Raw genomic sequence first — 24,045 nt, forward strand, 5'->3', positions numbered from 1 at the left:
GCGGTACACCTTGATCTGTCCGCGCCAGTCGGCGGTCGACAGGTAGGTGGAGATGGCGAGCTGCGACGCGTTGGACGGGCAGAGGATCGCCGACTCCGAGGCGAGGACGAGCTTCTCCCGGACCGCGAGCGGCGCGACGCGATGGTGTCCGCACTCGCCGAGCACCTGCCCGAGGCGTCCTGGAACGTGCCCGACGGCGGCTTCTACACCTGGGTCCGCCTTCCCGAGGGCCTCGACGCGAAGGACATGCTGCCCCGCGCCGTGACCGCACGCGTCGCCTACGTCCCCGGGACCGCGTTCTACTTCGACGGATCCGGCGCCGACCACATGCGTCTGTCGTTCTGCTACCCGACGCCCGAGCGCATCCGCGAGGGCGTCCGACGGCTCGCGGGTGTCGTCGCCGGGGAGCGCGAGCTCGTCGAGCTGTTCGGCACCGGTGCGGGCAGTGCGGCCGACGCCGTCCAGGCGCCCGGTCCCGACGTCGCGTGACCCCCGCCTGACCGACGCCTTCGTCCGCGTGCCTCTCCACTGCCCGTCATCGACGGGTCGCTACCGCCGGCGGTCGGCATGGCGCGCGCCGGCACGGCTTGTCGGCGATGCCCACCTCTCCCTTCCCCCACGTCCGCGTCCTCGGAGGAGCCTCCCGTGACCATCCCGTCCGCCCCGCGCGTCGCCGTCCTCGCCGGCGGACTCTCCCACGAGCGCGACGTCTCGCTGCGCTCCGGGCGGCGCGTCGCCGAGGCGTTGCGGTCCGCGGGCATCGAGGTCTCGATCCACGACGTCGACTCCGACCTCGTCCCCGCGCTCACCGACCTGCGACCGGACCTCGTGTGGCCGCTGCTGCACGGTGCGTCGGGCGAGGACGGATCGGTCCGTGACGTCGTCCAGCTGCTGGGGCTGCGACTGCTCGGCACCGGTCCGCGCGCGAGCCGCGTCGCGTGGAGCAAGCCGATCGCGAAGACGATCGTCGCGGGAGCCGGTCTCGCCACCCCCGAGTTCGTCACGCTGCCGCAGTCGCTCTTCCGTGAGCTCGGTGCCGGTCGCGTCCTCGACACCGTGGTCTCGCGTCTCGGGCTGCCGCTCGTCGTGAAGCCGTCGCGCGGCGGGTCCGCACTCGGCGTCAACCTCGTGTCCGCGGGCGACGACCTCCCGCGCGCGATGGTCGACTGCTTCGCGTACAGCGACACGGCCCTGATCGAGCGTGCCGTCCTCGGGACGGAGGTCGCGGTGAGCGTGGTCGACACCGGCAGCGGTCCGGTAGCCCTGCCGCCGGTGGAGATCGTCACCGAGGGTCCGTACGACTACGACGCCCGGTACAACCCCGGGCGTGTCGAGTACTTCACCCCGGCGCGGCTCTCCCCCGACCTCGCCGCCGCGGTCGGCGAGGCCGCCGTGACCGCGCACCGGGCGCTCGGGCTCACGCGCCTGTCGCGGACCGACCTCATCGTCGACGACTCCGGCACCCCGTGGTTCCTCGAGGTCAACGTCGCGCCCGGCATGACCGAGACGTCACTCCTCCCGCAGGCAGCAGAGGGCGCAGGCCACAATCTCGGAGACTTGTACAGGTCGCTCGTGCTTGCTTCTCTGGAATGACGAGACGGGCGTCGACCCGCAGGTCAGCGCCCGTCTCATGGTGGTTCCGGCGGCTTGCGGCCGGCGTTCAGCTCTTGAGCAGCCCGGGGTCCTCCGGTGCGAGGCTCTCCAGGATGCGGTTGAGGTCCTGCACGGACGCGAACTCGACGGTCAGCCGCCCGCGCGTCTTGCCGAGCGACACCTTCACTCGGGTCTCGAACCGGTCCGAGAGCCGCGACGCGAGGTCGTCGAGCGCCGCGTTGCGGTCGCCCGCGCGCGGCGCGGCCCGGCGTGCAGGCTGCGCACCGTCGACGCCCAGCGACACGATCTCCTCCACGGCACGGACCGACAGCCCTTCGGCCACGATCCGCTGCGCAAGCCGCTCGATCGCCGCGCCGTCGCTCAGCCCGAGCAGCGCACGCGCGTGTCCCGCGGACAGGACACCGGCCGCGACACGGCGCTGCACGAGCGGCGGCAGCTTGAGGAGCCGGAGCGTGTTCGAGATCTGTGGCCGCGATCGGTGGATGCGCGTCGCCAGCTCCTCGTGCGTGCAACCGAAGTCGTCGAGCAGCTGCTGGTAGGCGGCCGCCTCCTCGAGCGGGTTCAGCTGGGCCCGGTGGAGGTTCTCGAGCAGTGCGTCACGCAGCAGGTCCGAGTCCTCGGTGTCGCGCACGATCGCCGGGATCGTGTCGAGGCCCGCGGCCTGGGTGGCACGCCAGCGACGTTCGCCCATGATGAGCTCGTAGCCGTCGCCGACCGCGCGGACCACGACCGGCTGCAGCACGCCGATCTCGCGGATCGAGCCGACGAGCTCCTCGAGCGCTTCCTCGTCGAACACGGTGCGCGGCTGTCGCGGGTTGGGTCGGATCGACGCCACCGCCAGCTCGGCGAACCGCGCGCCCGGGACGGGCAGCAGCCCGTCGGGGTCGGTGGACGCCCCCGCACCGGTCGCCTCCGACGACGCGCCGTCGAGCGCCGTGCCCACGGGGCCGTCCGTCGCCGAACCGTCGGTCACGGGCGCCTGCGTTCCCGTGGTCGCCTGCGGCCCGACGCCGTCGACGTGCGGCAGGGTCGTCGCGGCGCTAGGGGCAACGGACGAGCCGTTGGTGCCCGCGACGCCCGCCTCTGTGTCCGGCGTCTGCGTCGCGACGTCGCTCTCAGCGACCTGGGTGGCGACGGCGGACGCAGCGGCGTCGGTCGCAGCCAACTCCGTCGCGGCCGGGGAGGCGGCGGCCCCGTTCGAGGCACCCGACCCGTCAGTCCCGTTGTCGCGCTTGGCGTCCGGGAAGAACACGTCGACGGGACGCTCGCCCGAGGATCGCTGGCCGTCGAGGCCCGTCGGGATCAGGGCACCGAGGCCCCGGCCCAACCCGCGTCGCTTCTCGCTCACTGGTCCTCCTGGTGTGCGGCCATCACCGGCTCGCCGTAGGTCTGCTGGTGCACGGCGGAGTCTGCCTCCGCCGTGCTCTCGTGCTGGTCTGCGTGCGGTCGCGCCTCGGTGGCGTGCGACACCGCGTCCGCGGCCACCGCCGCCGACGCCACACCGTCCGTCCCGTCCGCGGTCCCGTCGGAGGTCGCTGCTCCTCGCTCGGCGATCTCACGCGCCGCCTCGAGATAGGCCAGCGCACCCGACGACCCGGCGTCGTACGTCATGACCGTCTGCCCGTAGCTCGGCGCCTCGGAGATCCGCACCGACCGCGGGACCGTCGTCCGCAACGTGCGGTCGGGGAAGTGCGTGCGCACCTCCTCGGCCACCTGCTGGGCGAGATTCGTCCGCGCGTCGTACATGGTCAGCAGGATCGTCGACACGTGGAGGTCCGGGTTGAGGTGCGCCTGGATCAGCTGGATCGACTTCAACAGCTGGCTCAGACCCTCGAGCGCGTAGTACTCGCACTGGATCGGGATGAGCACCTCGCGCGCGACGACGAACGCGTTGACGGTGAGAAGTCCCAGGCTCGGCGGGCAGTCGACGAACACGTAGTCGATCGGCTCCAAGCCCTGCGCCGCACGCCACTCGAGGTAGCGGTCGAGCGCGTTCCGCAGCCGGGTCTCGCGCGCGACCATCGACACGAGCTCGATCTCCGCGCCCGACAGGTCGATCGTCGCGGGCAGGCACCACAGGTTCGGGACGTCAGGGCTCTCCTGCACCGCCTCCTCGATCGGCGCACCGTCGACGAGGACCTCATAGATCGACGGAGTCCCCGCCCGGTGGTCGATGCCGAGCGCGGTCGAGGCGTTGCCCTGCGGGTCGTTGTCCAGCACGAGCACGTTGAGCCCGGCCTGTGCCAGCGCCGCCGCGAGATTCACGGTCGTCGTCGTCTTGCCGACGCCGCCCTTCTGGTTCGCCACGGTGATGACGCGCGTCGCGGCGGGCCGCGGGAAGCGGCGCCCACGCAGCTCGATCCTCCGGCGTGCGTCGAGCTGCAGCTCCGCCATGAGCGGCGTCTCCTCGTCCGCCTGAGGCAGGCTGTTCACGAGAGCGGCTCGGCGGTGCTCATCGGGGTCCGTGTGGAGAGGTCCGGCGTCGCCGCCGAACGGCTGCGGCGAGTGGTCTGGGTTCACGGGCAGTTCGTCGTCCTCATCGGGCGCCTCGGCGCGGTCGTCGAGACCGCGCGGAGCGCCGGTCTCGGCTGCCCCGTCGGCTCGATCGTCGCTCGCCGGTCCGGGCGCCACAACAGGCGAGGCAGGGGCGAGCCCGACGTCGGACGTCGCTGCGGACTCGGCCGCAGCGGGTTCTTCGGGACTGCTGACAGATTCTCCCTCATCCGTCAGGCCACCCGAGACCGCCGAGAGAGTGCCGTCGTCCGTCCGGGCCGTTGCGTCCGTGGTCGGCAGCTCCGGATCGGTGTCACGGAAGATCCGCACCTCCCCCGTCGCCGTTTCACGTGAAACGGCGACGTCTGCGTCCACGTCTACAGCGGGCCACACATCAGAGGCGTGCTGGGTCCCGCCGTCCTGCGACATCGATCCGCCAGCGTCCGGGCTGACCGGCCACGCACCGGCACCAGCCGGGACGACCTCCGCGTCATCCACGTCGGAGGGGGTGCTCGACGCGGTGGTCGAGCCGTCCGGGCCCTCTGTCGACGGCTTGCTCAGTGCGGCCCCTTCGACCGGACCGTCTCCGTCGGCGTGAACTACTGCCTCCGCCGTCAGCGCATCACCCGGCTCCGTTTCACGTGAAACGCGGCCATCGTCGTTCGCCATCTCCACCATGGGCGTGTGCGGCGCGTCCGTGACGTGCGAGGCCCCGTACGCGTCGTGCGGCGCGTCGTTGCCCTCGGAGTGCACCCCTGCGGCTGGCGAGGACCAGGCGGTGACGTCCTCCGCGCCCGATGCTTCACCCGCCCCAGGTGCGTGCGGCGGCACGAATCGCGAATCCTGAGTGCTGGCGGACGACGACGCAGCCATCTGATCGACGGCGGCGACCGACGTCGGCGCCGCTGGCGATACGACAGCCCCGTCAGGGGCGGCCGGTAGCCACGTGGGCGTGTCCTCCGTCGACGTTGGCGACGCAGCGGAGAGCGGTGCGCTCGGCGGCATCAGGCCTGGCTCTGCTGCGACAGGCTCCGCCTTGCGCTTCTTCCTACCGAACATTCGCCACCTCCCGTACGACGCGGACGACTCGCGTGGGCTCGACTCCGTCGATCGTCGACGCCACCACAACTTCGGCAACGCCGGCCCCCCACTTCTTCCCGACGTGCTTGGCGTCCTGCACTTCCTGCTCTGCCTTCTCTCCCTTGAGGGCGACCAGAACTCCGCCGGCGCGGAGCATCGGGAGCGCCATGCGGTAGAGCTTGTCCAGCGACGCCACCGCACGTGCCGTGACGGCGTCGGCCATCAGGTGGCCGTGCACGTCCTGCGCTCGGTTCCGCTCCACCACGACGTTGTCGAGGTGCAGCCGCTGGGCGACTTCCGCCAGCCAGTCCGTGCGGCGCTCCATCGGCTCGAGCAGGACGACCTCGCACTCCGGTCGCATCGCCGCCACGACGATGCCCGGGAGGCCCGCACCGCTCCCCAGGTCGACGATCCGGCCCGAGGTCGGGAGGAACGGCACGACGGCGGCCGAGTTCAGCAGGTGCCGCGACCACAGCCGCGACACCTCGCGGGGGCCGACAAGACCTCGCAGCACACCTTCGTCGACGAGCATCGAGTGGAAGCCGGCCACGGCGGGCCACGCCTCCCCGAAGAACCTGGCCACAGCGGGGTCACCCGTGAGCGGGTCTTCCACGCTCGTCACCTCGGGGACATCGCCCGTCACTACGTCCCCCGTTTCACGTGAAACCAAGCCTTGGCTCCATCTACAGCCGCCTCGTGCGCCCGCCCGGAAACTGCCTTCGCGTCGTCTAGGGGGCGGGCGACGCCCCACCGTATCGCGCGGCTCGCCGCCTCCCGAGGCCATCCACAGGCGGGTCGTCGGCGGTTCCCCGACATCCCGGCGACACGCCGACAGCCACCGCGACAAGAACGATGGCGCGCCGACCACCACCACCGCGAGCAGCCGCCGCCCAAAGGTCCCAGCCGACGACCTGACCACCTCCACTCTGCGCATCCCTCACGCGCCAGCTCCCCGCAACACGTCGACGCCCACCGCGAACGGCCCCTCACGCGGGACGTCACGCGACGACCCGACCATGTCCACCCGGCACAACCGGACCACCCGCAAGCTCCCCGCCAACACGTCAACGCCCACCACTCCGAGCTGCCGCTCACGCACGGCGTCACGCGACGACCCGACCATGACCACCCGGCACAACCGGACCACCCGCAAGCTCCCCGCCAACACGTCAACGCCCACCACTGCGAGCGGCGGCGTACCCGCGACGTCATGGCCGACGGCCAGACATCCACCGCTACTCACAGCTCGCGCGCGAGGTCCGGAGTCACGTCGACGGCCACCACTCGGGCGCGTGCTCGCACTCACCGAGACACCAGCCTTGGCTGGCACGACGGACCGGCCAGCGCGCTCGCGTCGCGGATAACGGCGCCCACGAGCGTGGAAGCCAGCCGATGTCGCGCCGTCTGTCCCTCGACCGCACCTCGCGGCGCCACCATCCGGAGACCCGCGCTACGGCACGAGCGGCGTCCACCGTTTGATCGGCCCGTGTGCGCGTGCCGCCCTCGCGGTCGGCACGCGATACGCAGCCTGACCGCCGTCCCCTGAGGTGACGTCGGAAGCAGGCCAAGGCACCGCGCTGAGGTGCGGCGGCCACGATCGACCCTTTCTCGTACAGACCGGAGGGCGCGGACGGAGGGCTCGCCCGACCTCTTCGCACCCGCCGGCCAAGCCCGGTCTGTTGTCAGGCTCGTGAACGACTCCCGGTGCCACCCCTTAGAACGCTCGCTCGTTCGCCGGACACCAGACGCGTCGCTCAAGGTCAGTGGCCTGCCTGTCGCTGTCGTCGAGAACAGACGCCGCCCGCGGCGACGCCTGCGGTCCGTCCCGGCAGCTCTACTTGTCCCACGTCGCGGACTCGACCGCCGAAGATCGAGCCGATCGTCGCGTCGCGAAGCGTCGCCCGCACCGGGACACGCGCCGCCCGTGCGCTCGTCCGCTCGGCCAAGATCCATCTCGCTCTACTGGAGAGTGCGACATGGGTCTACAAGCACCCGCACCCGAACCCGGACGGGCGGCAACTAGGTGGCCGCTCGGCACGTGCTCCACCTGGGAGCGAACGGCATCACCCTGGCGACACAGCCGAAGGCGGGCGATCGGTCAACGACTGGCCGAGCGAGCGCAGATTGCGCTGACCACGCGGAGGGCATGCCGTGACATCGCGCCGAACCGACACGCGTCCACGCCTAGCTGGGTCCCGCGCCCCCGGCTCCGGCGGTTTCGAGCATCGCCCGCTGGTTGTCTGGGACGCTACCTGGCGCGTCTCGGTTCGGTCGCTCCTCCTAGTGGCCGGCGAGCCCTGGTGATCCGGCCGGCCGAGGTCGCTGGTTGTTGGCGATCGCGACACCACGCCTACGCGCGTGCGCCATCCTCCACGCGCCTCGTCGTAGTGTCACCGCGAACGATGATTCGCTCGTCTGGCCATGACGGTGGTCGCCGCGTCCGGCGCGTTGACGCACACCCCCATCGCCGTATGGGTCCAGATTCTCGCTCTCCGGCCACAACGGTCCTCGCCGGGTTGTGTTTCACGTGGAACGACAGCATGAGGCACGGTCCACCAACCTCGTTGCGGACTCCGCGCCACGAGTCCGCGTTCGCGACCGGCCGAGCCCCATCTGCGAGGTGGGTCCCCCTCGCTCGCCTACGGCCCGACCCGACCGCCCTCCCTGTCTCACGCGCGAGGCTCATCTTTCCCCCGCCAGTGTGTTTCACGTGAAACAACGGTCCGCCGCACCCGCCGCGTGCGGGTGCGCGGCCGGGAGCGCACAGCGGATTCGCAGTTGCAGCACCATCCCGGAGGCTACGTGCGCGCCGAGGAACTGCCCCTGGTCTCCCCTTGGGGGCGCGGCTGGGCTCTCGCACCCCCGGTTCACGTGACAGTCAGGCGCGCCGCGCACCTTCTGCGACCACAAGTGAACGCCGCAGCGACGACACGCGCATGGGGAGCGGCTGAACTACACGTCTTGCAGGCAAGGTGCCGCTCGCCTTCTCTCGCCTCAGTGAGCCGCAGGCCCCCACGCAGGGCTCCGCTGTCTCGGCCCGCCGTTTCACGTGAAACGGCGCCTGGCGCCAACACTCTCGGCTTGCTGATGGTTCTTTGCGGCGGGGGCTCGCCAGTGCACGGTCGAGACGCCCGCACTCGACTGGTCCCAGCCACCCTCTCCAGTGCCAGCCGATCCACCAGGCTCCATCACGACAGGCCCGGGTACTGAGCCCAAGCCCACTCGGTCACACGAATCGCCTCGCACCGGAATCACTTCAAGACACACGGAGGGGAATGCACAGCAGGGCCGCGCTAGAGACCGCCGGTCCGGGCGGACAGATCCCGCCAGTCGCCGCTTGGCGACTCCCGGCCGCGACCCGCCGACCGGCCTCAGATCAGGCGTCGTGTGCCGGACGACTCCCCCGTGGCGTGACGAGATGGGGCGTGGCAGACAGCTGTCGTCACCCCCGGCTGCGAGAGCGGAGCGAGGCGGCGCCAGCGGCCAGTCAGCCGCACGAGGTCCGGCGGGTCTAGGCACCTTCCTGCCTCCCCGCCTCAGGCCCACCCACCGCCCCGCAACAATCCAAGCCCTTCCCCGGAGAAGGGCGATGACCTCCCGCGTGACGCGCCGCCGTCGCACGCGCACGCTCGTGGCATCGACCGCGCGCGCCCACCCCCGCCGTTTCACGTGAAACCACGGCGTCCGTGCCCTCTGCGTCACCACATCACCGGACCCGAAGCCAGGTCGCCGGCGAACGCCCCGCGAATCCGCCAGCGAGTGCAGGTATCGCCGCGGTCGCCATACGGCCTGCTGGAACGACGTTCGACGACCGCCCTTCCTCGCACCCTCCCGAGGCAGCGTCGAGCGTCGAAGTGTCCCTTCGCTATCGGCGAGAGCAGTGAGCGACCTTGCCAAGTCGCGAGCACAGCCGCGAAGGTCGCTTGATGGACCCTCTAGTGCTCCTGGCACACGGGTACGCGTGTGCACGTGGAGGGCGAGGGCACGGAGGGGGAAGGGCACGCTCCCTCCCACCCGACGCGGGCGCCCGGCCCTGTCGACTGGTAGCTCCTCCAGCTCACCCTCGCGACCTGAGAGGACCACGGTCAGCACATCGCCGCGGCCGCAGCGTGGATCTAGCCGTCCGGGCCGACCCTGCGTCGTCTTCCATCTACTCCGAGTTGCACGCGCGCGCGCCGCCGTGCCGGCAGGGCCCGCAGACGGACGCGTGCTGACGCTCGCACCCGCGCGACGCCTGGGTTGGCGAGACGCGAACTGGCCGACGGGTACGCCCCAGCGTCGTATGACCTAAGGGCGAACCCTCGGTGGCCTGGGACGACATGCCGCGCTGGTCGCGGCCGGCGCCGACGCGTGGGCGCTCGCCCCGACGCGCCCAGTAGGACTTCCGAGGGTCTGGGCGGGAGGCGCGGAGAGGTGCGTCGAAGCGCTGCCTCGACGCGACAGGGGAACCGCTCCTCGTCTGTAGATCACGACGTGTGGTACACCGAACCACATGTTGTTCTGGCCGTGCCGCCGCGGTGCAGGAGCAGTCGAGCAACCGCTGAGCGGATGGCGCGCCTGACGTGCTGGCTACGCCTGGCCGGTCCTCGTCCCGCCGAGTGCCCGACCTCGCACAACTCGCATGGTCGCCTCGCTACCCTCGCTCGCCCCGCATGCCACCTCTGCCCCGCATGCCTCGCCCCCCGCACGCCTGGACGCCTCGCACGCGCGGGCCGTCACAGAGAAGTGATCCGTCGAGATGACAGGAGCTTGGTCCGCGCCGGTCGCAAGTCCCGGAGGGTGAAGTCTCGATAGCGAGGCGACCCCTCCTGGCCGGGAGCCAGCTCGTCGGAGTCTGGACGCGACGCCGCCGCCTCGCGCCGTCGACGGGCGCAGCCGTGACGAGCAGAATCACGCCACCCGGTGGCCTGGTCCACATCACGTTCGATCCAGGGCTCCTCGCGACAGCACGTTCGCGGCGGTGGGGCCCGGCGCTGTGTGCCGAGCCAGTGGGTCTCTGAACCCACCCGCACCCGAACTGCGGGCGCGATTCCGGGCCGCTTCGCACATCGTCGAGCACAACCTTCGCGCCTTGTGCAGGTTCGCCGAGCAGCGATGAGAGCGATCCGCTCGAACGCCGCACGAGGGCGCTCTTCGGCCATCTGAGGCCCCGTATGCCCTGTTTTCACGGCACTGCCCTCGAGCGTCGCCCATCTCCGAGGGTGACGCCACGAGTACGCTCGACTTCGAACTCGACGCGCGGCGTTCCCTTCTGTTCGTCCAGACGACGTCCTCCCGAGGAAAGTGCGTCGATCGGCACGCGGTCTGACAAACCGAGGGCCGCCGACCTCTCCCGCATGGATGCACACTGCCGTCGAGTCCGACCGACCGGGTGCAAGTCCACGGTGGCTCACCCCAGCGCCGTTTCACGTGAAACGCCGCAGGGCCGCTGGAGTCGACCGGCACCACCAGGTCTACCCGCCCTCGTCCTTGACATCGGCTCGACCTCGGCCGTGAGGCGGCGCCGCCCCCCACGCAGGTCACGGGCGCGCCATGCACGGACGGTGCGCTCCAGCGGAACGCCACCACCACCTACGTCCGTATACCGCGCGACGCGGGTCCACCCTGCTGCTGGCGGACCACCGGAGTCCCATCGCGAAGAAGCGCGATGTTTCACGTGAAACTCATCCGACGAATAACAGCACTGGCGATGCACGTCGCTGCGTAGCGGGACTTGGCCGAAGGTGGGCACGTGGGATGCGAATACGCGCCACTGCGCGATCTCGACGGCTGACGCCCATGTTCGACATCGGGCTCTGAGGGTGCTGCGCGGGGGACGTCGGGTCGACGAATTGTGGACGCCGGACCCGTCGGGGGCCCAGACGCCGCGAGGTAGATGGCGCTACTCATCCGGGCAGAGCTCGGGGAGGGAGCCTCACTCGCGTGTACTTCCCGCCGCCCGGTTCGGCGTCTCCCTCCTCCGGACCACGCTGGGGCCTACCCGCTGATCTTCTCCGGTCCACGCCTCTACCGCGCCACTCGTCTGCTCGGGACCGCTTCACGACTCGGCGCCGCTCGCCGCGAGCACACATCGCCACCTCGGCGCCGCTACCCGCCGGCACACACCGTCACCTCGGCGCCGCTCCCGCCGGCACACACCGCGATCTCGGCGCTGCACTGCTCTGGTCAAGGTCGCCCGCGCGCCACTGCGCGGCGTCCATCGCATTCGGCAGGCTCGGCACTGCTGACACGGCTCGCATTCGTCCACGGCGTCGCCGGAACCCCTGCGCGGTTCAGGAAGCGCCGTGGACTCGCGCCTCAGACGACGAGAGGGCGGGACGACCGATGTCGTCCCGCCCTCTCATGGGCATCCGCTGGCTCAGGCCGGGCGGATCACCACGTGGCGATCGGGCTCCACGCCCTCCGAGTCGCTGGACAGACCCGCCGCGGCGACGGCGTCGTGGACGACCTTGCGTTCGAACGGGTTCATCGCCGTGAGCGACACCGGTGCGCCGGACTGCTTCACGCGTCCGATGGCGTCCTCGGCAACGGCGACGAGCTCGGCACGACGGGCCGCTCGGAAGCCGGCGACGTCGAGCATCAGGCGGCTCCGCTCGCCGGTCCGCGTCTGCACAGCCAGCCGCGTGAGCTCCTGCAGGGCGTCGAGCACCTCACCGTCGCGCCCGGCGAGCCGCCGCAGCGACCGGTCCTCGGGGTCCTCGGAGACGATCTCGACGGCCGCGCGGCCGTGGTCGATGTCGATGTCGATGTCGCCGTCGAGGTCGGCGATGTCGAGCAGCTCCTCGAGGTAGTCCGCGGCGATCTCGCCCTCTTCCTCGAGGCGCTTGGTGCTGGTGGACTCGACCGCTTCGTCGGGCGAGCTCGGGCTCATGAGGTCTCTCCGATCGTCGACAGGGATGTCGGCTGGGGTGGGTACGGGGTCTACGACCGCGTCGGGCTGTCGGGACCGGCACCGTCGCCGCCCGCACCGCCCTGCGCGTCGCGAGAGGACTGCGTGCGAGGAGCGCCACTGCCTCCGGCCTTGGCGCCGCCAGCCTTGGCCGGGCCGGTCTTGCCGGCGGCGGGCTTCGACCCACCAGCCTTGGCGGGGCCGGCCTTGGGGGAGCCGCCCTTCGGCGTGCCACCCTTCGGCGTCCCACCCTTCGGCGCCGCACCCTTGGTGCTCGGGCCGGCCGACGGCGCGGACGTGCCGCCACCCGGGGAGGAGGCCGGCGACGACGGAGACGTCGCCGGGTCCTCGGCCGCGGCCGCAGGGCCCTGGGCACCCGTGACGCCCTTGGCGCGGTCCTTGCGCTTGGGCTGCTGGCGCTGCCCGCGGGGTTTCTCCTCGATCACCGCGGTCGCCGACGTCGGCTCCTCGAGCGTGACGCCGCGGGCGGCGGCGCGCCGGGCCTTGCGCTCCTTCATGAGGCGCTCGGCCTCCGAGCCCGGGGCCGGCATGCGGCGGATCGTGTAGAACTGCTGGCCCATCGACCAGAGGTTCGTGGTGGTCCAGTAGATGAGGACACCGATCGGGAAGTTCACGCCGGAGAACGCGAAGATCAGCGGCAGGACGTAGAGGAGCACCTTCTGCTGCTGCGCCATGGGGCCCTGCAGGGCTGCGGGCGGCATGTTCTTCATGGTCAGCTGGCGCTGCGTGAGGAACGTGGTCGCGGACATCGCGATGATGAGGACGACCGTCACGACGCGGATGTGCCAGTTGTCGCCGGCGGTCATGAACGTGCCGGACAGGGGGGCGCCGAAGATGGTCGCGGCCTCGGCCTGGGCGGCGAGCGCGGGCGTCATCGGGCCGATGGGGTCGTAGGTGCCCTCGGCGATGCGCGGCAGCTCGATGAGCACCCGGAACAGGGCGAAGAAGATGGGCGACTGGAGCAGGATCGGCAGGCAGGACGCGAACGGGTTCGTGCCGTGCTTGCGGTAGAGCTCCATCGTCTCGCGGCTCATCGCCTCGCGGGACGCGGGGTCCGTCTTCCCCTTGTACTTCTTCTGGATCGCCTGCATCTCGGGTGCGAGCAGCTGCATGCCGCGCGACGCCTTGATCTGCTTGAAGAACAGCGGGATCAGCAGGATCCGGATCACGATCACGAGACCGACGATCGACAGGCCCCATGCAGCGCCGCTCTCGGGGTCGAGCCCGAGGGTCGTGAACAGGGCGTGGAACTGGACCATGATCCAGGCCACGACGGTCATGATCGGACTGAGCAGTCCGTCGAACCACGACATCCGGGGGCTCCTCGGAGGGGATCAGTGCGTGGACGGAGCCACGTCAGGGTGACGGTGAAGACGGTGGTGGTGGTGCGGAGGGCGCGCCGGTGGAACGTCGTCGACGCCGCCGGGGTTCCACGGGTGGCACCGCAGCAGCCGGCGCACGGCGAGCCACGAGCCGCGGAGCAGCCCGTGCCGCGTGACGGCGATGACGGCGTACTGCGAGCACGACGGGTAGAAGCGGCAGGTGGGCGGCGTCATCGGGGAGATGAACCGCTGGTAGCCGCGCAGCAGGAGCAGCACGAGCTGCGCCGGCAGACGCACGACACCACGCACCACGGATCGCGAGGTCATGGGGCGGTCACGCCTCGTTCGTGCGACGAGCGACCCGCCGCGTCGCGGTCGCGAGAGCGGAGTCGAGGTCCGCTCCCAGGCGCGCGTAGTCGGCGGTCGCCGCGGGAGGCAGGGCCCGGACGACGAGGCCCGCGTCGGCGGGCAACCCGTCGAGGCGTGCTCGGACGAGCTCACGGAGCCGGCGCTTGACGAGGTTGCGCCGCACGGCGGTGCCCACGGCCTTGGACACGACAAGACCGACCACGGGACCGTCGGGTCCTGGGTCGGTCTTGGTCGTCAGGTGCACCACGAGGGTGTCCCGGCCGCTGCGCGCACCACGGCGCACCGCCTGCTCGAAGTCGGCAGCGCGGCGCATCCGGTGCGCGGCGGGCAGCACCGGCGCTGGCGTCAGGCCGAGAGCTCCGCGCGACCCTTGCGGCGACGGGCCGCGAGGATCGCGCGACCCGCGCGGGTGCGCATGCGCAGACGGAAGCCATGCGTCTTGGCGCGGCGCCGGTTGTTCGGCTGGAACGTGCGCTTGCTCACGAGAGTCTCCACTACATCCGGGTTGGGCCCCGCGCGTGAGCGCGTGACCTGGGTCTGTCTGCCGAGCTCGACTGCTCCAAGGACACGCACGCGGCGTGTGGCGTCAGGGCGCGCCAGCAGGAGCCATCAGGAAGGCTGGACAACGGTACGCCGCGTCGTCGCGGCCGGTCAAATGGGCGGGAGCGCCACGTCTGCCTGCCGGAACCCTACCTGGACAGCCGGTGAGGTCACCCACCAGGACGCCTCCCCCGGCGCGTCGTCGGGGGCTAGCATCGTTCGTCGTCGCCGTGCCTGTGGACGCTGTGGACCCTCCCGTGTGGAGACGTCCGCCGCGACGGTCGCGGCCGGCGCACCACGGCCCGGCGTCGTGCCGTCAGGACGGGTGCGAGGCGACCGCGCACAGGTGTGGACAAGTATGTGGACAACGGGGGCCGTGCGAGACTCGACCACTCCACGATCGATCAGCTGAGGTAGGACGTTGTCACAGGACGAAGAGCTCGCCCGGGTCTGGGGCCACGTCGTCGCGACCCTCGAGGCGAGCCCCGACATCACGCCCCGGCAGATCGCGTTCGTCCGGCTCGCCCGGCCTCTGGGCCTGCTGGACGGCACGTTGCTGCTGGCCGTCGGCAACGACCTCACCAAGGACTACCTCGAGACGCGGGTGCGCTCGGAGGTCACCGACGCGCTGTCGGACGCGCTGGACCGCGAGGCCCGGTTCGCGATCACGGTCGACCCGGATCTCGCGAGCGACACGACCCCGGCGCTGCGCGTCGTCCCGCCCGCTCCCCCGGCGCCGCTCGACCGCGCGGACGGGGTCCCGCACCGCGAGGACGGCGACGGGGACGTCACCGACCGCAGCGAGCGTCCGGACCTGTCCGTCGTGCACGGTGCCGGCGACGACGGTGCCGCGCGCGCCGCCATCGACGACCGTCCGCTGCCGTCGGGGCGCAAGCAGGCGTCGGAGCCGGCGCGCCTCAACCCGAAGTACCAGTTCGAGACGTTCGTCATCGGCTCGTCCAACCGGTTCGCGCACGCCGCGGCGGTCGCGGTGGCCGAGGCGCCGGCCAAGGCGTACAACCCGCTGTTCATCTACGGCGACTCGGGTCTGGGCAAGACGCACCTGCTGCACGCGATCGGGCACTACGCGTACAACCTGTACCCGAGCGTCCGCGTGCGGTACGTGAACTCGGAGGAGTTCACGAACGACTTCATCAACTCGATCTCCGAGGGCAAGGCGGGCGCGTTCCAGCGCCGCTACCGCGAGGTCGACGTGCTCCTCATCGACGACATCCAGTTCCTGCAGGGCAAGGAACAGACGATGGAGGAGTTCTTCCACACGTTCAACACGCTGCACAACGCGAACAAGCAGGTCGTGATCACGTCCGACCTGCCGCCGAAGCAGCTGAACGGCTTCGAGGACCGCATGCGGTCGCGGTTCGAGTGGGGCCTCATCACCGACGTCCAGCCGCCGGACCTGGAGACGCGCATCGCGATCCTCCGCAAGAAGGCCGGCAGCGAGCGGCTGCAGGCGCCGCCGGACGTGCTCGAGTACATCGCGAGCAAGATCTCGACGAACATCCGCGAGCTCGAGGGTGCGCTGATCCGCGTGACCGCGTTCGCGAACCTCAACCGGCAGCAGGTCGACCTGTCGCTCGCGGAGATCGTGCTCAAGGACCTCATCACCGACGAGCAGACCGCGGAGATCACCGCGACGCAGGTCATCGGGCAGACGGCCGCGTACTTCGGGCTGTCGATCGACGACCTGTGCGGGTCGAGCCGGTCCCGCGTCCTGGTGACGGCCCGGCAGATCGCGATGTACCTCTGCCGCGAGCTGACCGACCTGTCGCTGCCGAAGATCGGTCAGGCGTTCGGCGGACGCGACCACACGACGGTCATGCACGCGAACCGCAAGATTCGCGAGCTCATGGCCGAGCGTCGGTCGATCTACAACCAGGTGACGGAGCTGACGAACCGCATCAAGCAGCAGAGCCGGGGCTGATCCGTCCCTCCTGCCCGGTTCGTGGGGAATCCGTCCTCACGGTTGTCCACAGTTTCCACAGGGGGCTGGGGATGTTTGTGACGCCGTTCACCCGATCGGCGCATCCACCCGAGTGTCGCGCCCATTCAGCGCGCTGACCTGCACAGACGCCCGCCCCGGCATGCCGTGCGCCCGTCCGATGGAGTCAGCGCGATGAGACAAGTCTCATCGTCGAATCGATGCGACCACCTTGACCGGAACCCTCACGTTCCGGATGAAACATGCATGGGACGAATGTTCACACCTGTGCACACACCTGTGGACGACGGTGGACGACACGCGTGATCGTTGTGGAAGACGAAGGCCCCGTCCGTGGACGCCGCAAGGGCGTCTCGGCGACGTCCACGGGTGTCCACCGACGCCCCGGTGCCGCGCCCACAGCACGTCCACACGGGTCCGACGGGGTGACCTGCGCAGACGCCGGAGATCCACACCATGCACATGACCGATGACGACGACGAGACTTCTCTCTGCTGATGATCCACACACCGCCGGAACGCGACGGCGGTGCCCTGCGGCCCGGCCGCGGCCACGGCCGCTCGGCCGACCACAGCCCAGGACGGCAGTCGGCCGTCCACACGCTCTCGGCACCTGTACCGAGCGTCCGACCTCTCGCGTAGTGTTCGCGTGATGCCACGGACGGGCGGTGTCGTGCGTGCGACCAGCGCGCACACGACGGCCCACCGGCGTCGACGCACGAGCGCCTCACGCCGGCACCCGCGCGCCGTCGCCCTGGGCAGCACTCGAACGACGAAGAGGTGACACATGAGGTTCCGGGTCGACCGTGACGTCCTCGCCGACGCGGTCACGTGGACGGCTCGCAGCCTGCCCACCCGGCCGCCGGTGCCCGTGCTCGCGGGCGTCCGCATCGAGGCCGACACGACGGGCACGATCCAGCTCTCGAGCTTCGACTACGAGGTCTCGGCCCGGTCCCAGATCCCGGCGGACGTCTCCGAGCCGGGCACGGTGCTCGTCTCCGGCCGGCTGCTGGCCGAGATCTCGCGTGCGCTGCCGGACAAGCCCGTGGACGTCGTGCTCGACGGCACGAAGGTCGTCGTCACCTGCGGCGCGAGCCGCTTCACGCTCCTGACGATGCCGGTCGAGGACTACCCCAGCCTGCCGTCGATGCCGGCGACCGCGGGGACCGTCGACGGCGACGAGCTCACGCACGCGGTCGCGCAGGTGTCGGTCGCCGCGAGCCGCGACGACACCCTCCCGCTCCTGACGGGCGTGCGCGTCGAGATCGAGGGCGAGAAGGTCACGCTGCTCGCGACGGACCGCTACCGCCTCGCGCTGCGCGAGCTCACCTGGAAGCCGTCCTCCCCCGACATCTCGACCGTCGCGCTCGTGCGGGCCCGCACGCTGTCCGACGCCGCGAAGTCGCTCGGCAGCGCCGGCTCCGTCACGGTCGCGCTCTCGACCGGTGCCGGCGTGGACCTCATCGGCTTCGAGGCCGGCGGCCGCCAGACGACGAGCCTGCTGGTCGACGGCGACTACCCGGCCGTCCGCCGACTGTTCCCCGACGAGACCCCGATCCACGCGATCGTCTCGACGCACGCGCTCGCCGAGGCCGCCAAGCGCGTGGCCCTGGTGGCCGAGCGCAACACCCCGATCCGGCTCGCGTTCTCGCAGGGTCAGGTCGTGCTCGACGCGGGCCAGGGCGACGACGCGCAGGCGTCCGAGGCCCTCGAGGCCACGCTCGTCGGTGACGACATCACGGTCGCGTTCAACCCGCAGTTCCTGCTCGACGGGCTCGGGGCGCTCGACACCACGTTCGTCCGGCTGTCGTTCACGCACCCGAACAAGCCCGTCGAGTTCACGGGTCAGGAGTCGCTCGACGGCGACGACCAGCAGGAGTACCGCTACCTGCTGGTCCCGATCCGGTTCGCGAGCTGACGCGTCGCGTCATCGTCTCCGGCTCCGCGTGCTCCGGTCGAGCGACGCGCGAGGGACGGCGACGTGAGCGCGCGGCGCGCGGGGTCGGGCAGCCGCCGCTGACTGCGGTGACCGCGGCAGTCTGCGGTGCAGGACAGGCGGGAGGAGCCGCGACCGTCGGCTGAGGAGTCGCGGCGGCCGCGGGAGCGCACGGCGTGGCGGTGCGGCAGAGTGACCGGTGGACGCCGGTCGGCGGGATCCGGGACACCGGGAGAGGCGAAGGTCATGCACATCGGTCTGGTCGGGCTGGGCAAGATGGGCGCGAACATGCGGGAACGCATCCGCGCCGCGGGCATCGAGGTCACGGGGTACGACCGCAACCCCGACGTGAGCGACGTGCCGTCGCTCGAGGCGCTCGCCGAGGCGCTGCCCGCGGGTGAGCGCGTCGTGTGGGTCATGGTCCCGTCGGGCGCCATCACCGACGCGGTGATCCGTGACCTGTCGGGGCTCCTGGGCAGCGGTGACGTCGTCATCGACGGCGGGAACTCGTACTACCAGGACGACCAGCCGCACGCGGACCTGCTCGCCGAGAAGGGCATCGGATTCCTAGACGTCGGCGTCTCGGGCGGCGTCTGGGGCCTGAAGAACGGGTACGGCCTCATGGTCGGCGGTGACGCGGACCTCGTCGCACGGGTGCTCCCGGTGTTCGACGCGCTGCGCCCCGAGGGCCCCCGCGAGGAGGGGTTCGTGCACGCGGGCGCCATCGGTGCGGGGCACTTCGCGAAGATGGTGCACAACGGCATCGAGTACGGGCTCATGCAGGCGTACGCCGAGGGGTACGAGCTGCTCGCCGCGAAGGACCTGGTCACGGACGTGCACGGCACGGTCAAGGCCTGGCGCCGCGGGACGGTCGTGCGGTCCTGGCTGCTCGACCTGCTCGTCGAGGCGCTCGAGGCCGACCCGTCGTTCGGCGAGATCGACGACTGGGTCGAGGACTCGGGCGAGGGCCGCTGGACGGTCGACGAGGCCATCGACCTGGCCGTCCCGGCTCCGGTGATCTCGGCGGCGCTCTTCGCGCGGTTCGCGTCCCGGCAGGAGGAGTCGCCGGCGATGAAGGCCGTCGCCGCGCTCCGGCAGCAGTTCGGCGGCCACGCGGTCAAGCCCGCGGGCACGACGGGTCCGATCAGCGACACGACGCCCGTCCCCGACGCCGCCGTCCCGCCCCAGGCCTGACGACGGTGCGGAGGCCGGGACGCGTCGGCCGACCGGCGCCGCAGCGCCCGACCGACGGATCCTGACCAGCCCCAGCACGAAGAGACCCGATGTACGTCGCCCACCTGTCGCTCACCGACTTCCGCTCCTACGCGCAGGTCGAGCTGCCCCTCGAGCCGGGGATCACCGCGCTCGTGGGGCCGAACGGACAGGGCAAGACGAACCTCGTCGAGGCGATCGGGTACGTCGCGACGCTCGGCAGCCACCGGGTGCCGTCCGACGCGGCTCTGGTCCGGGCGGGCGCGGGCCGCGCGGTGGTGCGCACGCGCGTCGTGCGTGAGCTCGAGCCGGGGCACCCGCGCGCGACGCTCGTCGAGGTCGAGGTCACGCCGGGCAAGGCGAACCGGGCTCGGGTCAACGGCGGGTCGCCGGGCCGGGCGCGCGACATCCTCGGGATCCTCCGCACGGTGCTGTTCGCGCCGGAGGACCTGTCGCTGGTGAAGGGCGACCCGGACGGGCGTCGCCGTTTCCTCGACGACCTGCTCGTGCAGCTCGTCCCCCGGTTCGCCGGCACGGTGCAGGACTACGAGCGGGTGCTGCGGCAGCGGTCGGCACTGCTCAAGACGGCGGGCGCCGCGATGCGGGGCGGCCGCGGCACGGCCGACCTGCGGACGCTCGACGTGTGGGACGCGAAGCTGGCGCAGACGGGTGCGGAGCTCGTGGTCGCTCGGCGCGCGCTCGTCGCGGCTCTCGCCCCGCACGTGGCGGCGTCGTACGCGCAGGTCAGTGCGGGTCAGGGTGAGGCGGTCATCACGTACCGCGCGAGCCTCGACGCGGCGCTCGCCGATGACGGACGGGGCCGGGGTGGCGACGACGGGGCGCCCGCGTCGGGCGGGAGCGCAGCGTCGACCTCGGACGTCCCGGCGACGGCGCGTCTGGTCGAGGCGCAGCTCCTCGAGGCGATGGGCCGGCTCCGCCCGAAGGAGGTCGAGCGGGGGGTGTGCCTGGTCGGGCCGCACCGCGACGACCTCGTCCTGACGCTCGGCGGCCTGCCCGCGAAGGGGTACGCGAGCCACGGGGAGTCGTGGTCGTACGCACTGGCGCTGCGGCTGGCGTCGTACGCGCTGCTCACCGACGGCGTCCCGGCCCCCGCGGCCGCACGCGTGGCGCCGGCGCACGAGGCCGGCAGCGCTGCCGCCCCGACGGGCGGCGCTGCGGCAGCGACCGGCAGCGGCCCGGTCGCGACCGGCAGCGGTTCCGCCGCGACGGGCAGCGGTGACGGCGTCGAGCGTCCGCGGATCGCGCAAGCATCGGAGGCCGACGGGGCGGCGGCGGGCGACACACCGGACGGCGGCGCACCGCCCCGCGCCGTGGCCGAGCCCGCGGCGACGGACTGGCTCGGCCGTGGCGCGGACTGGGGACCGGACGGCGAGCCCGTCCTCATCCTCGACGACGTGTTCGCGGAGCTCGACGCGCGCCGTCGCGACCGGCTCGCGGAGCTGGTCGCGACGGCCCGCCAGGTGCTGGTGACCGCGGCGGTCGCGGAGGACGTCCCCGAACCGCTCGCGGGAGCCCGCGTGGACGTGATGGGCGGGGAGGTCGCCCGTGTCCTCTGACCGCGAGCAGGACCCGGCCGGCGACGCCCTGCTGCCCCCGGTGCGGCGGCCTGCAGCGGACGGCGTCCCGCTGCGCCAGGTGGTGGACCTGGTCCCGGAGCGTCAGGTCGCGGCTGCGGCGCTGAACCGCGCGCGCGAGGCGGCGCGCGCGAAGGGCATCCGGCCGGGCGACGCACCGCGCCGCCGGCCGCTGGTCGACGTCAACCCGGGCACGGCGGGACCGGGCGCGCGGGACCCGCAGGCGGTGGGCGACACGCTCGGTGCGCTCGTGGGGCAGTTCGGCTGGGGATCGGGCCTGGTGTCGGGGACGGTGCAGCACCGGTGGGCGGAGCTCGTCGGCCCGCAGGTCGCGGAGCACTGCGCGTACGTGTCGCTGGAAGCGGGCGTGCTGACGGTGCAGGCGAGCTCGACGAGCTGGGCGACCAACCTGACGTGGGCGGTGCCGACGATGCTGCGGCGGTTCGCCGAGGAGCTCGGCGAGGGTGTGGTCGCGGAGATCACGGTGCTCGGCCCGTCGGGTCCGGGCTTCGGGCGCGGCAAGCGTCGGGTCGCGGGTCGGGGCCCGCGGGACACGTTCGGCTGACGTGGGAGCGGGCAGGCGCGTGGGCGCGAACCGACGGTGCGCGCGAACGGACGGTGGGCGTCACGACGGTCGGGCGCCCGGCCGACGTGCGTGACGGGAGGGCCGGCGCGGGCGTCGTCACGGAACCCGCCACAACTTCCCTCCTCCGCCGACGTCGACACGAGGGGTAACGGGCCGGGGTCCAGGTAGACTGTGAACGTCAATTCTGGCGCGCTTGCGCCGGTACCAGAGCCGAGAACTCCAGTCTCCTGGGGTGATCCGCCCTCCGAGGTCCGTGGCGGGGCGCTCTGTCGCGTGTGAGAGCTTGAGGAGTACACCCGCCCGTGGCCGACGAGAGCACGACCCCGCCGAACAACGCGTCCACCGCCGGCGGGTACGACGCCAGCGCGATCACGGTCCTCGAGGGACTCGAGGCGGTCCGCAAGCGGCCCGGCATGTACATCGGCTCGACGGGCGCGCGCGGCCTGCACCACCTGGTCTACGAGGTGGTCGACAACTCGGTCGACGAGGCGCTCGCGGGGTACTGCGACGCGATCGAGGTGACGCTGCTGGCGGACGGCGGCGTGCGCGTCGACGACAACGGCCGCGGCATCCCGGTCGAGCTGCACCCGACGGAGGGCAAGCCGACGCTCGAGGTCGTCATGACGATCCTGCACGCGGGCGGCAAGTTCGGCGGCAGCGGCTACGCGGTGTCGGGCGGTCTGCACGGCGTCGGCATCTCGGTCGTCAACGCGCTGAGCAGCCGGGTGCACTCGGTCGTGAAGCGCGACGGCTACGCGTGGGAGATGGACTTCGAGGACGGCGGCAGGCCGACGGGTCCGATCCGCCAGGGCGAGCCGACGACGGAGACGGGCACGAGCCAGACGTTCTGGGCCGACTCCACGATCTTCGAGACGGTCGACTACGACTTCGAGACGCTGCGCTCGCGCTTCCAGCAGACGGCATTCCTCAACAAGGGCCTGAAGATCACGCTCACCGACGAGCGGCCGCAGCACACGGGCACCGAGGACGAGGTCACGGACGCGGAGCCGGTGCAGGACGAGGACCAGCCCGTCGACACGCCGCAGCACCGGACCGTCACGTACAAGTACGACGGCGGCCTGGTCGACTACGTGGCGCACCTCAACGCGGCGAAGAAGGTCGAGCTCGTCCACCCGGACGTCATCGAGATCACGTCGGAGGACACCGAGCGGCGCATCTCGGTCGACATCGCGCTGCAGTGGACGAGCGCGTACTCGGAGTCGGTGCACACGTTCGCGAACACGATCTCGACGACCGAGGGCGGCACGCACGAGGAGGGCTTCCGGGCGGCGATGACGTCGCTGATCAACCGGTACGCCCGCGAGAAGAACATCATCAAGGAGAAGGACGAGAACCTCACGGGTGACGACATCCGCGAGGGCCTGACGGCCGTCATCTCCGTCAAGCTCGGCGAGCCGCAGTTCGAGGGCCAGACGAAGACGAAGCTCGGCAACACCGAGGCGAAGACGTTCGTGCAGAAGGTGGTGAACGAGCGGCTGGGCGACTGGTTGGACTCGCACCCGACCGAGGCGCGCGACGTCATCCGCAAGTCGATCCAGGCGGCCGCGGCGCGCATGGCGGCCCGCAAGGCGCGCGAGGCGACGCGACGCAAGGGCCTGCTGGAGTCGGGCGGCATGCCGGGCAAGCTCAAGGACTGCCAGAGCAACCGGCCGGAGGAGTGCGAGGTCTTCATCGTCGAGGGCGACAGCGCCGGCGGCTCGGCCGTGCGCGGTCGCAACCCGCGGACGCAGGCGATCCTCCCGATCCGCGGCAAGATCCTCAACGTCGAGCGCGCGCGCCTCGACCGGGCGCTGGGCAACCAGGAGGTCCAGGCGCTCATCACGGCGTTCGGGACGGGCATCGGCGAGGACTTCGACCTGGCCAAGCTGCGGTACCACAAGATCGTCCTGATGGCCGACGCGGACGTCGACGGGCAGCACATCCGGACCCTGCTGCTGACGCTGCTGTTCCGCTACATGCCGGAGCTCATCACGCAGGGTCACGTGTACCTCGCGCAGCCGCCGCTGTACCGGATCAAGTGGTCGAACGCGGACCACGACTACGTGTACTCGGACCGTGAGCGCGACGCGTTCATCAAGGACGGCCAGGCCGCCGGCAAGCGGCTGCCGAAGGAGAACGCGGTCCAGCGGTACAAGGGTCTGGGTGAGATGGACTACCAGGAGCTCTGGGAGACCACGATGTCGCCCGAGCACCGCACGCTGCTGCAGGTCTCGCTCGACGAGGCCGCGGCGGCGGACGAGATCTTCTCGGTCCTCATGGGTGAGGACGTCGAGTCCCGCCGCTCGTTCATCCAGCGGAACGCGAAGGACGTGCGCTTCCTCGACATCTGACGGAGCCGGGCGCGCCGGCCGCCACCCGGCGTCGCGCGCCCGCCCCCACGTCCTCCCCCGCCGCACGACAGAAGGAAC

General features: G+C 71.5%; 15 protein-coding genes and 1 pseudogene. 8 read left to right on the plus strand and 8 right to left on the minus strand.

What is annotated here, in order from left to right; translation table 11 throughout:
- Positions 1 to 123: 123 nt before the first annotated feature.
- A pseudogene (locus OMK64_RS09840) lies at positions 124 to 489 on the plus strand (PLP-dependent aminotransferase family protein); the annotation flags it as partial.
- Between the two features lie 156 nt (positions 490 to 645).
- Positions 646 to 1,593 carry a D-alanine--D-alanine ligase family protein gene (locus OMK64_RS09845; RefSeq protein WP_272727905.1) on the plus strand — a complete coding sequence of 316 codons (948 nt, stop codon included), beginning with the start codon at positions 646 to 648 and terminating at the stop codon, positions 1,591 to 1,593.
- Positions 1,594 to 1,660: 67 nt separating this feature from the next.
- Here the strand turns inward: OMK64_RS09845 and OMK64_RS09850 are convergent, their stop codons facing one another.
- From OMK64_RS09850 to rpmH, 8 genes are all read right to left on the minus strand, one after another.
- Positions 1,661 to 2,962 carry a ParB/RepB/Spo0J family partition protein gene (locus OMK64_RS09850; RefSeq protein WP_272727906.1) on the minus strand — a complete coding sequence of 434 codons (1,302 nt, stop codon included), beginning with the start codon at positions 2,960 to 2,962 and terminating at the stop codon, positions 1,661 to 1,663.
- Entirely contained in the window at positions 2,959 to 4,980 is a 2,022-nt protein-coding gene (locus OMK64_RS21215) for a ParA family protein (RefSeq protein WP_374694081.1), read from the minus strand. Before OMK64_RS21215 ends, OMK64_RS09850 begins: the two co-directional genes overlap by 4 nt.
- A 175-nt stretch (positions 4,981 to 5,155) precedes the next feature.
- Positions 5,156 to 5,857: a 16S rRNA (guanine(527)-N(7))-methyltransferase RsmG gene (rsmG, locus tag OMK64_RS09860; protein ID WP_272727907.1), complete on the minus strand. Its 702-nt coding sequence runs from the start codon at positions 5,855 to 5,857 to the stop codon at positions 5,156 to 5,158.
- 5,688 nt (positions 5,858 to 11,545) lie between these two features.
- Positions 11,546 to 12,058: a Jag family protein gene (locus OMK64_RS09865; RefSeq protein WP_272727908.1), complete on the minus strand. Its 513-nt coding sequence runs from the start codon at positions 12,056 to 12,058 to the stop codon at positions 11,546 to 11,548.
- 50 nt (positions 12,059 to 12,108) lie between these two features.
- The gene (gene yidC / locus OMK64_RS09870; RefSeq protein WP_272727909.1) at positions 12,109 to 13,410 is read right to left on the minus strand and encodes a membrane protein insertase YidC; all 1,302 of its coding nucleotides are present in this window, start codon (positions 13,408 to 13,410) and stop codon (positions 12,109 to 12,111) included.
- A 21-nt stretch (positions 13,411 to 13,431) separates the two neighbouring features.
- Entirely contained in the window at positions 13,432 to 13,746 is a 315-nt protein-coding gene (yidD, locus tag OMK64_RS09875; RefSeq protein ID WP_272727910.1) for a membrane protein insertion efficiency factor YidD, read from the minus strand.
- A 7-nt stretch (positions 13,747 to 13,753) separates the two neighbouring features.
- Positions 13,754 to 14,122 carry a ribonuclease P protein component gene (rnpA, locus tag OMK64_RS09880; protein WP_272727911.1) on the minus strand — a complete coding sequence of 123 codons (369 nt, stop codon included), beginning with the start codon at positions 14,120 to 14,122 and terminating at the stop codon, positions 13,754 to 13,756.
- 11 nt (positions 14,123 to 14,133) lie between these two features.
- Positions 14,134 to 14,271, minus strand: coding sequence for a 50S ribosomal protein L34 (gene rpmH, locus OMK64_RS09885; RefSeq protein ID WP_010849920.1), 138 nt, complete (start codon positions 14,269 to 14,271; stop codon positions 14,134 to 14,136).
- A gap of 478 nt (positions 14,272 to 14,749) precedes the next feature.
- Here rpmH and dnaA point away from each other — a divergent pair, with 478 nt between their 5' ends.
- From dnaA to gyrB, 6 genes are all read left to right on the plus strand, one after another.
- Positions 14,750 to 16,270, plus strand: a complete 1,521-nt coding sequence (gene dnaA / locus OMK64_RS09890; RefSeq protein ID WP_272727912.1) for a chromosomal replication initiator protein DnaA — start codon at positions 14,750 to 14,752, stop codon at positions 16,268 to 16,270.
- A gap of 804 nt (positions 16,271 to 17,074) precedes the next feature.
- A complete protein-coding gene (dnaN, locus tag OMK64_RS09895; RefSeq protein ID WP_272727913.1) occupies positions 17,075 to 18,205 on the plus strand; it encodes a DNA polymerase III subunit beta in 1,131 nt (376 codons plus the stop codon).
- Between the two features lie 264 nt (positions 18,206 to 18,469).
- Entirely contained in the window at positions 18,470 to 19,417 is a 948-nt protein-coding gene (gnd, locus tag OMK64_RS09900; RefSeq protein WP_272727914.1) for a phosphogluconate dehydrogenase (NAD(+)-dependent, decarboxylating), read from the plus strand.
- An 89-nt stretch (positions 19,418 to 19,506) separates the two neighbouring features.
- Complete coding sequence (gene recF, locus OMK64_RS09905) at positions 19,507 to 21,012, plus strand: DNA replication/repair protein RecF (RefSeq protein ID WP_272727915.1); 1,506 nt, start codon at positions 19,507 to 19,509, stop codon at positions 21,010 to 21,012.
- Positions 21,002 to 21,595: a DciA family protein gene (locus OMK64_RS09910; RefSeq protein WP_272727916.1), complete on the plus strand. Its 594-nt coding sequence runs from the start codon at positions 21,002 to 21,004 to the stop codon at positions 21,593 to 21,595. The genes recF and OMK64_RS09910 overlap by 11 nt, the downstream gene beginning before the upstream one ends.
- Before the next feature lie 323 nt (positions 21,596 to 21,918).
- Entirely contained in the window at positions 21,919 to 23,967 is a 2,049-nt protein-coding gene (gene gyrB, locus OMK64_RS09915; RefSeq protein ID WP_272727917.1) for a DNA topoisomerase (ATP-hydrolyzing) subunit B, read from the plus strand.
- The last annotated feature ends 78 nt before the right edge of the window (positions 23,968 to 24,045 follow it).

Source organism: Cellulomonas fimi, from assembly GCF_028527925.1.
GTDB classification, from domain to species: domain Bacteria; phylum Actinomycetota; class Actinomycetes; order Actinomycetales; family Cellulomonadaceae; genus Cellulomonas; species Cellulomonas fimi_C.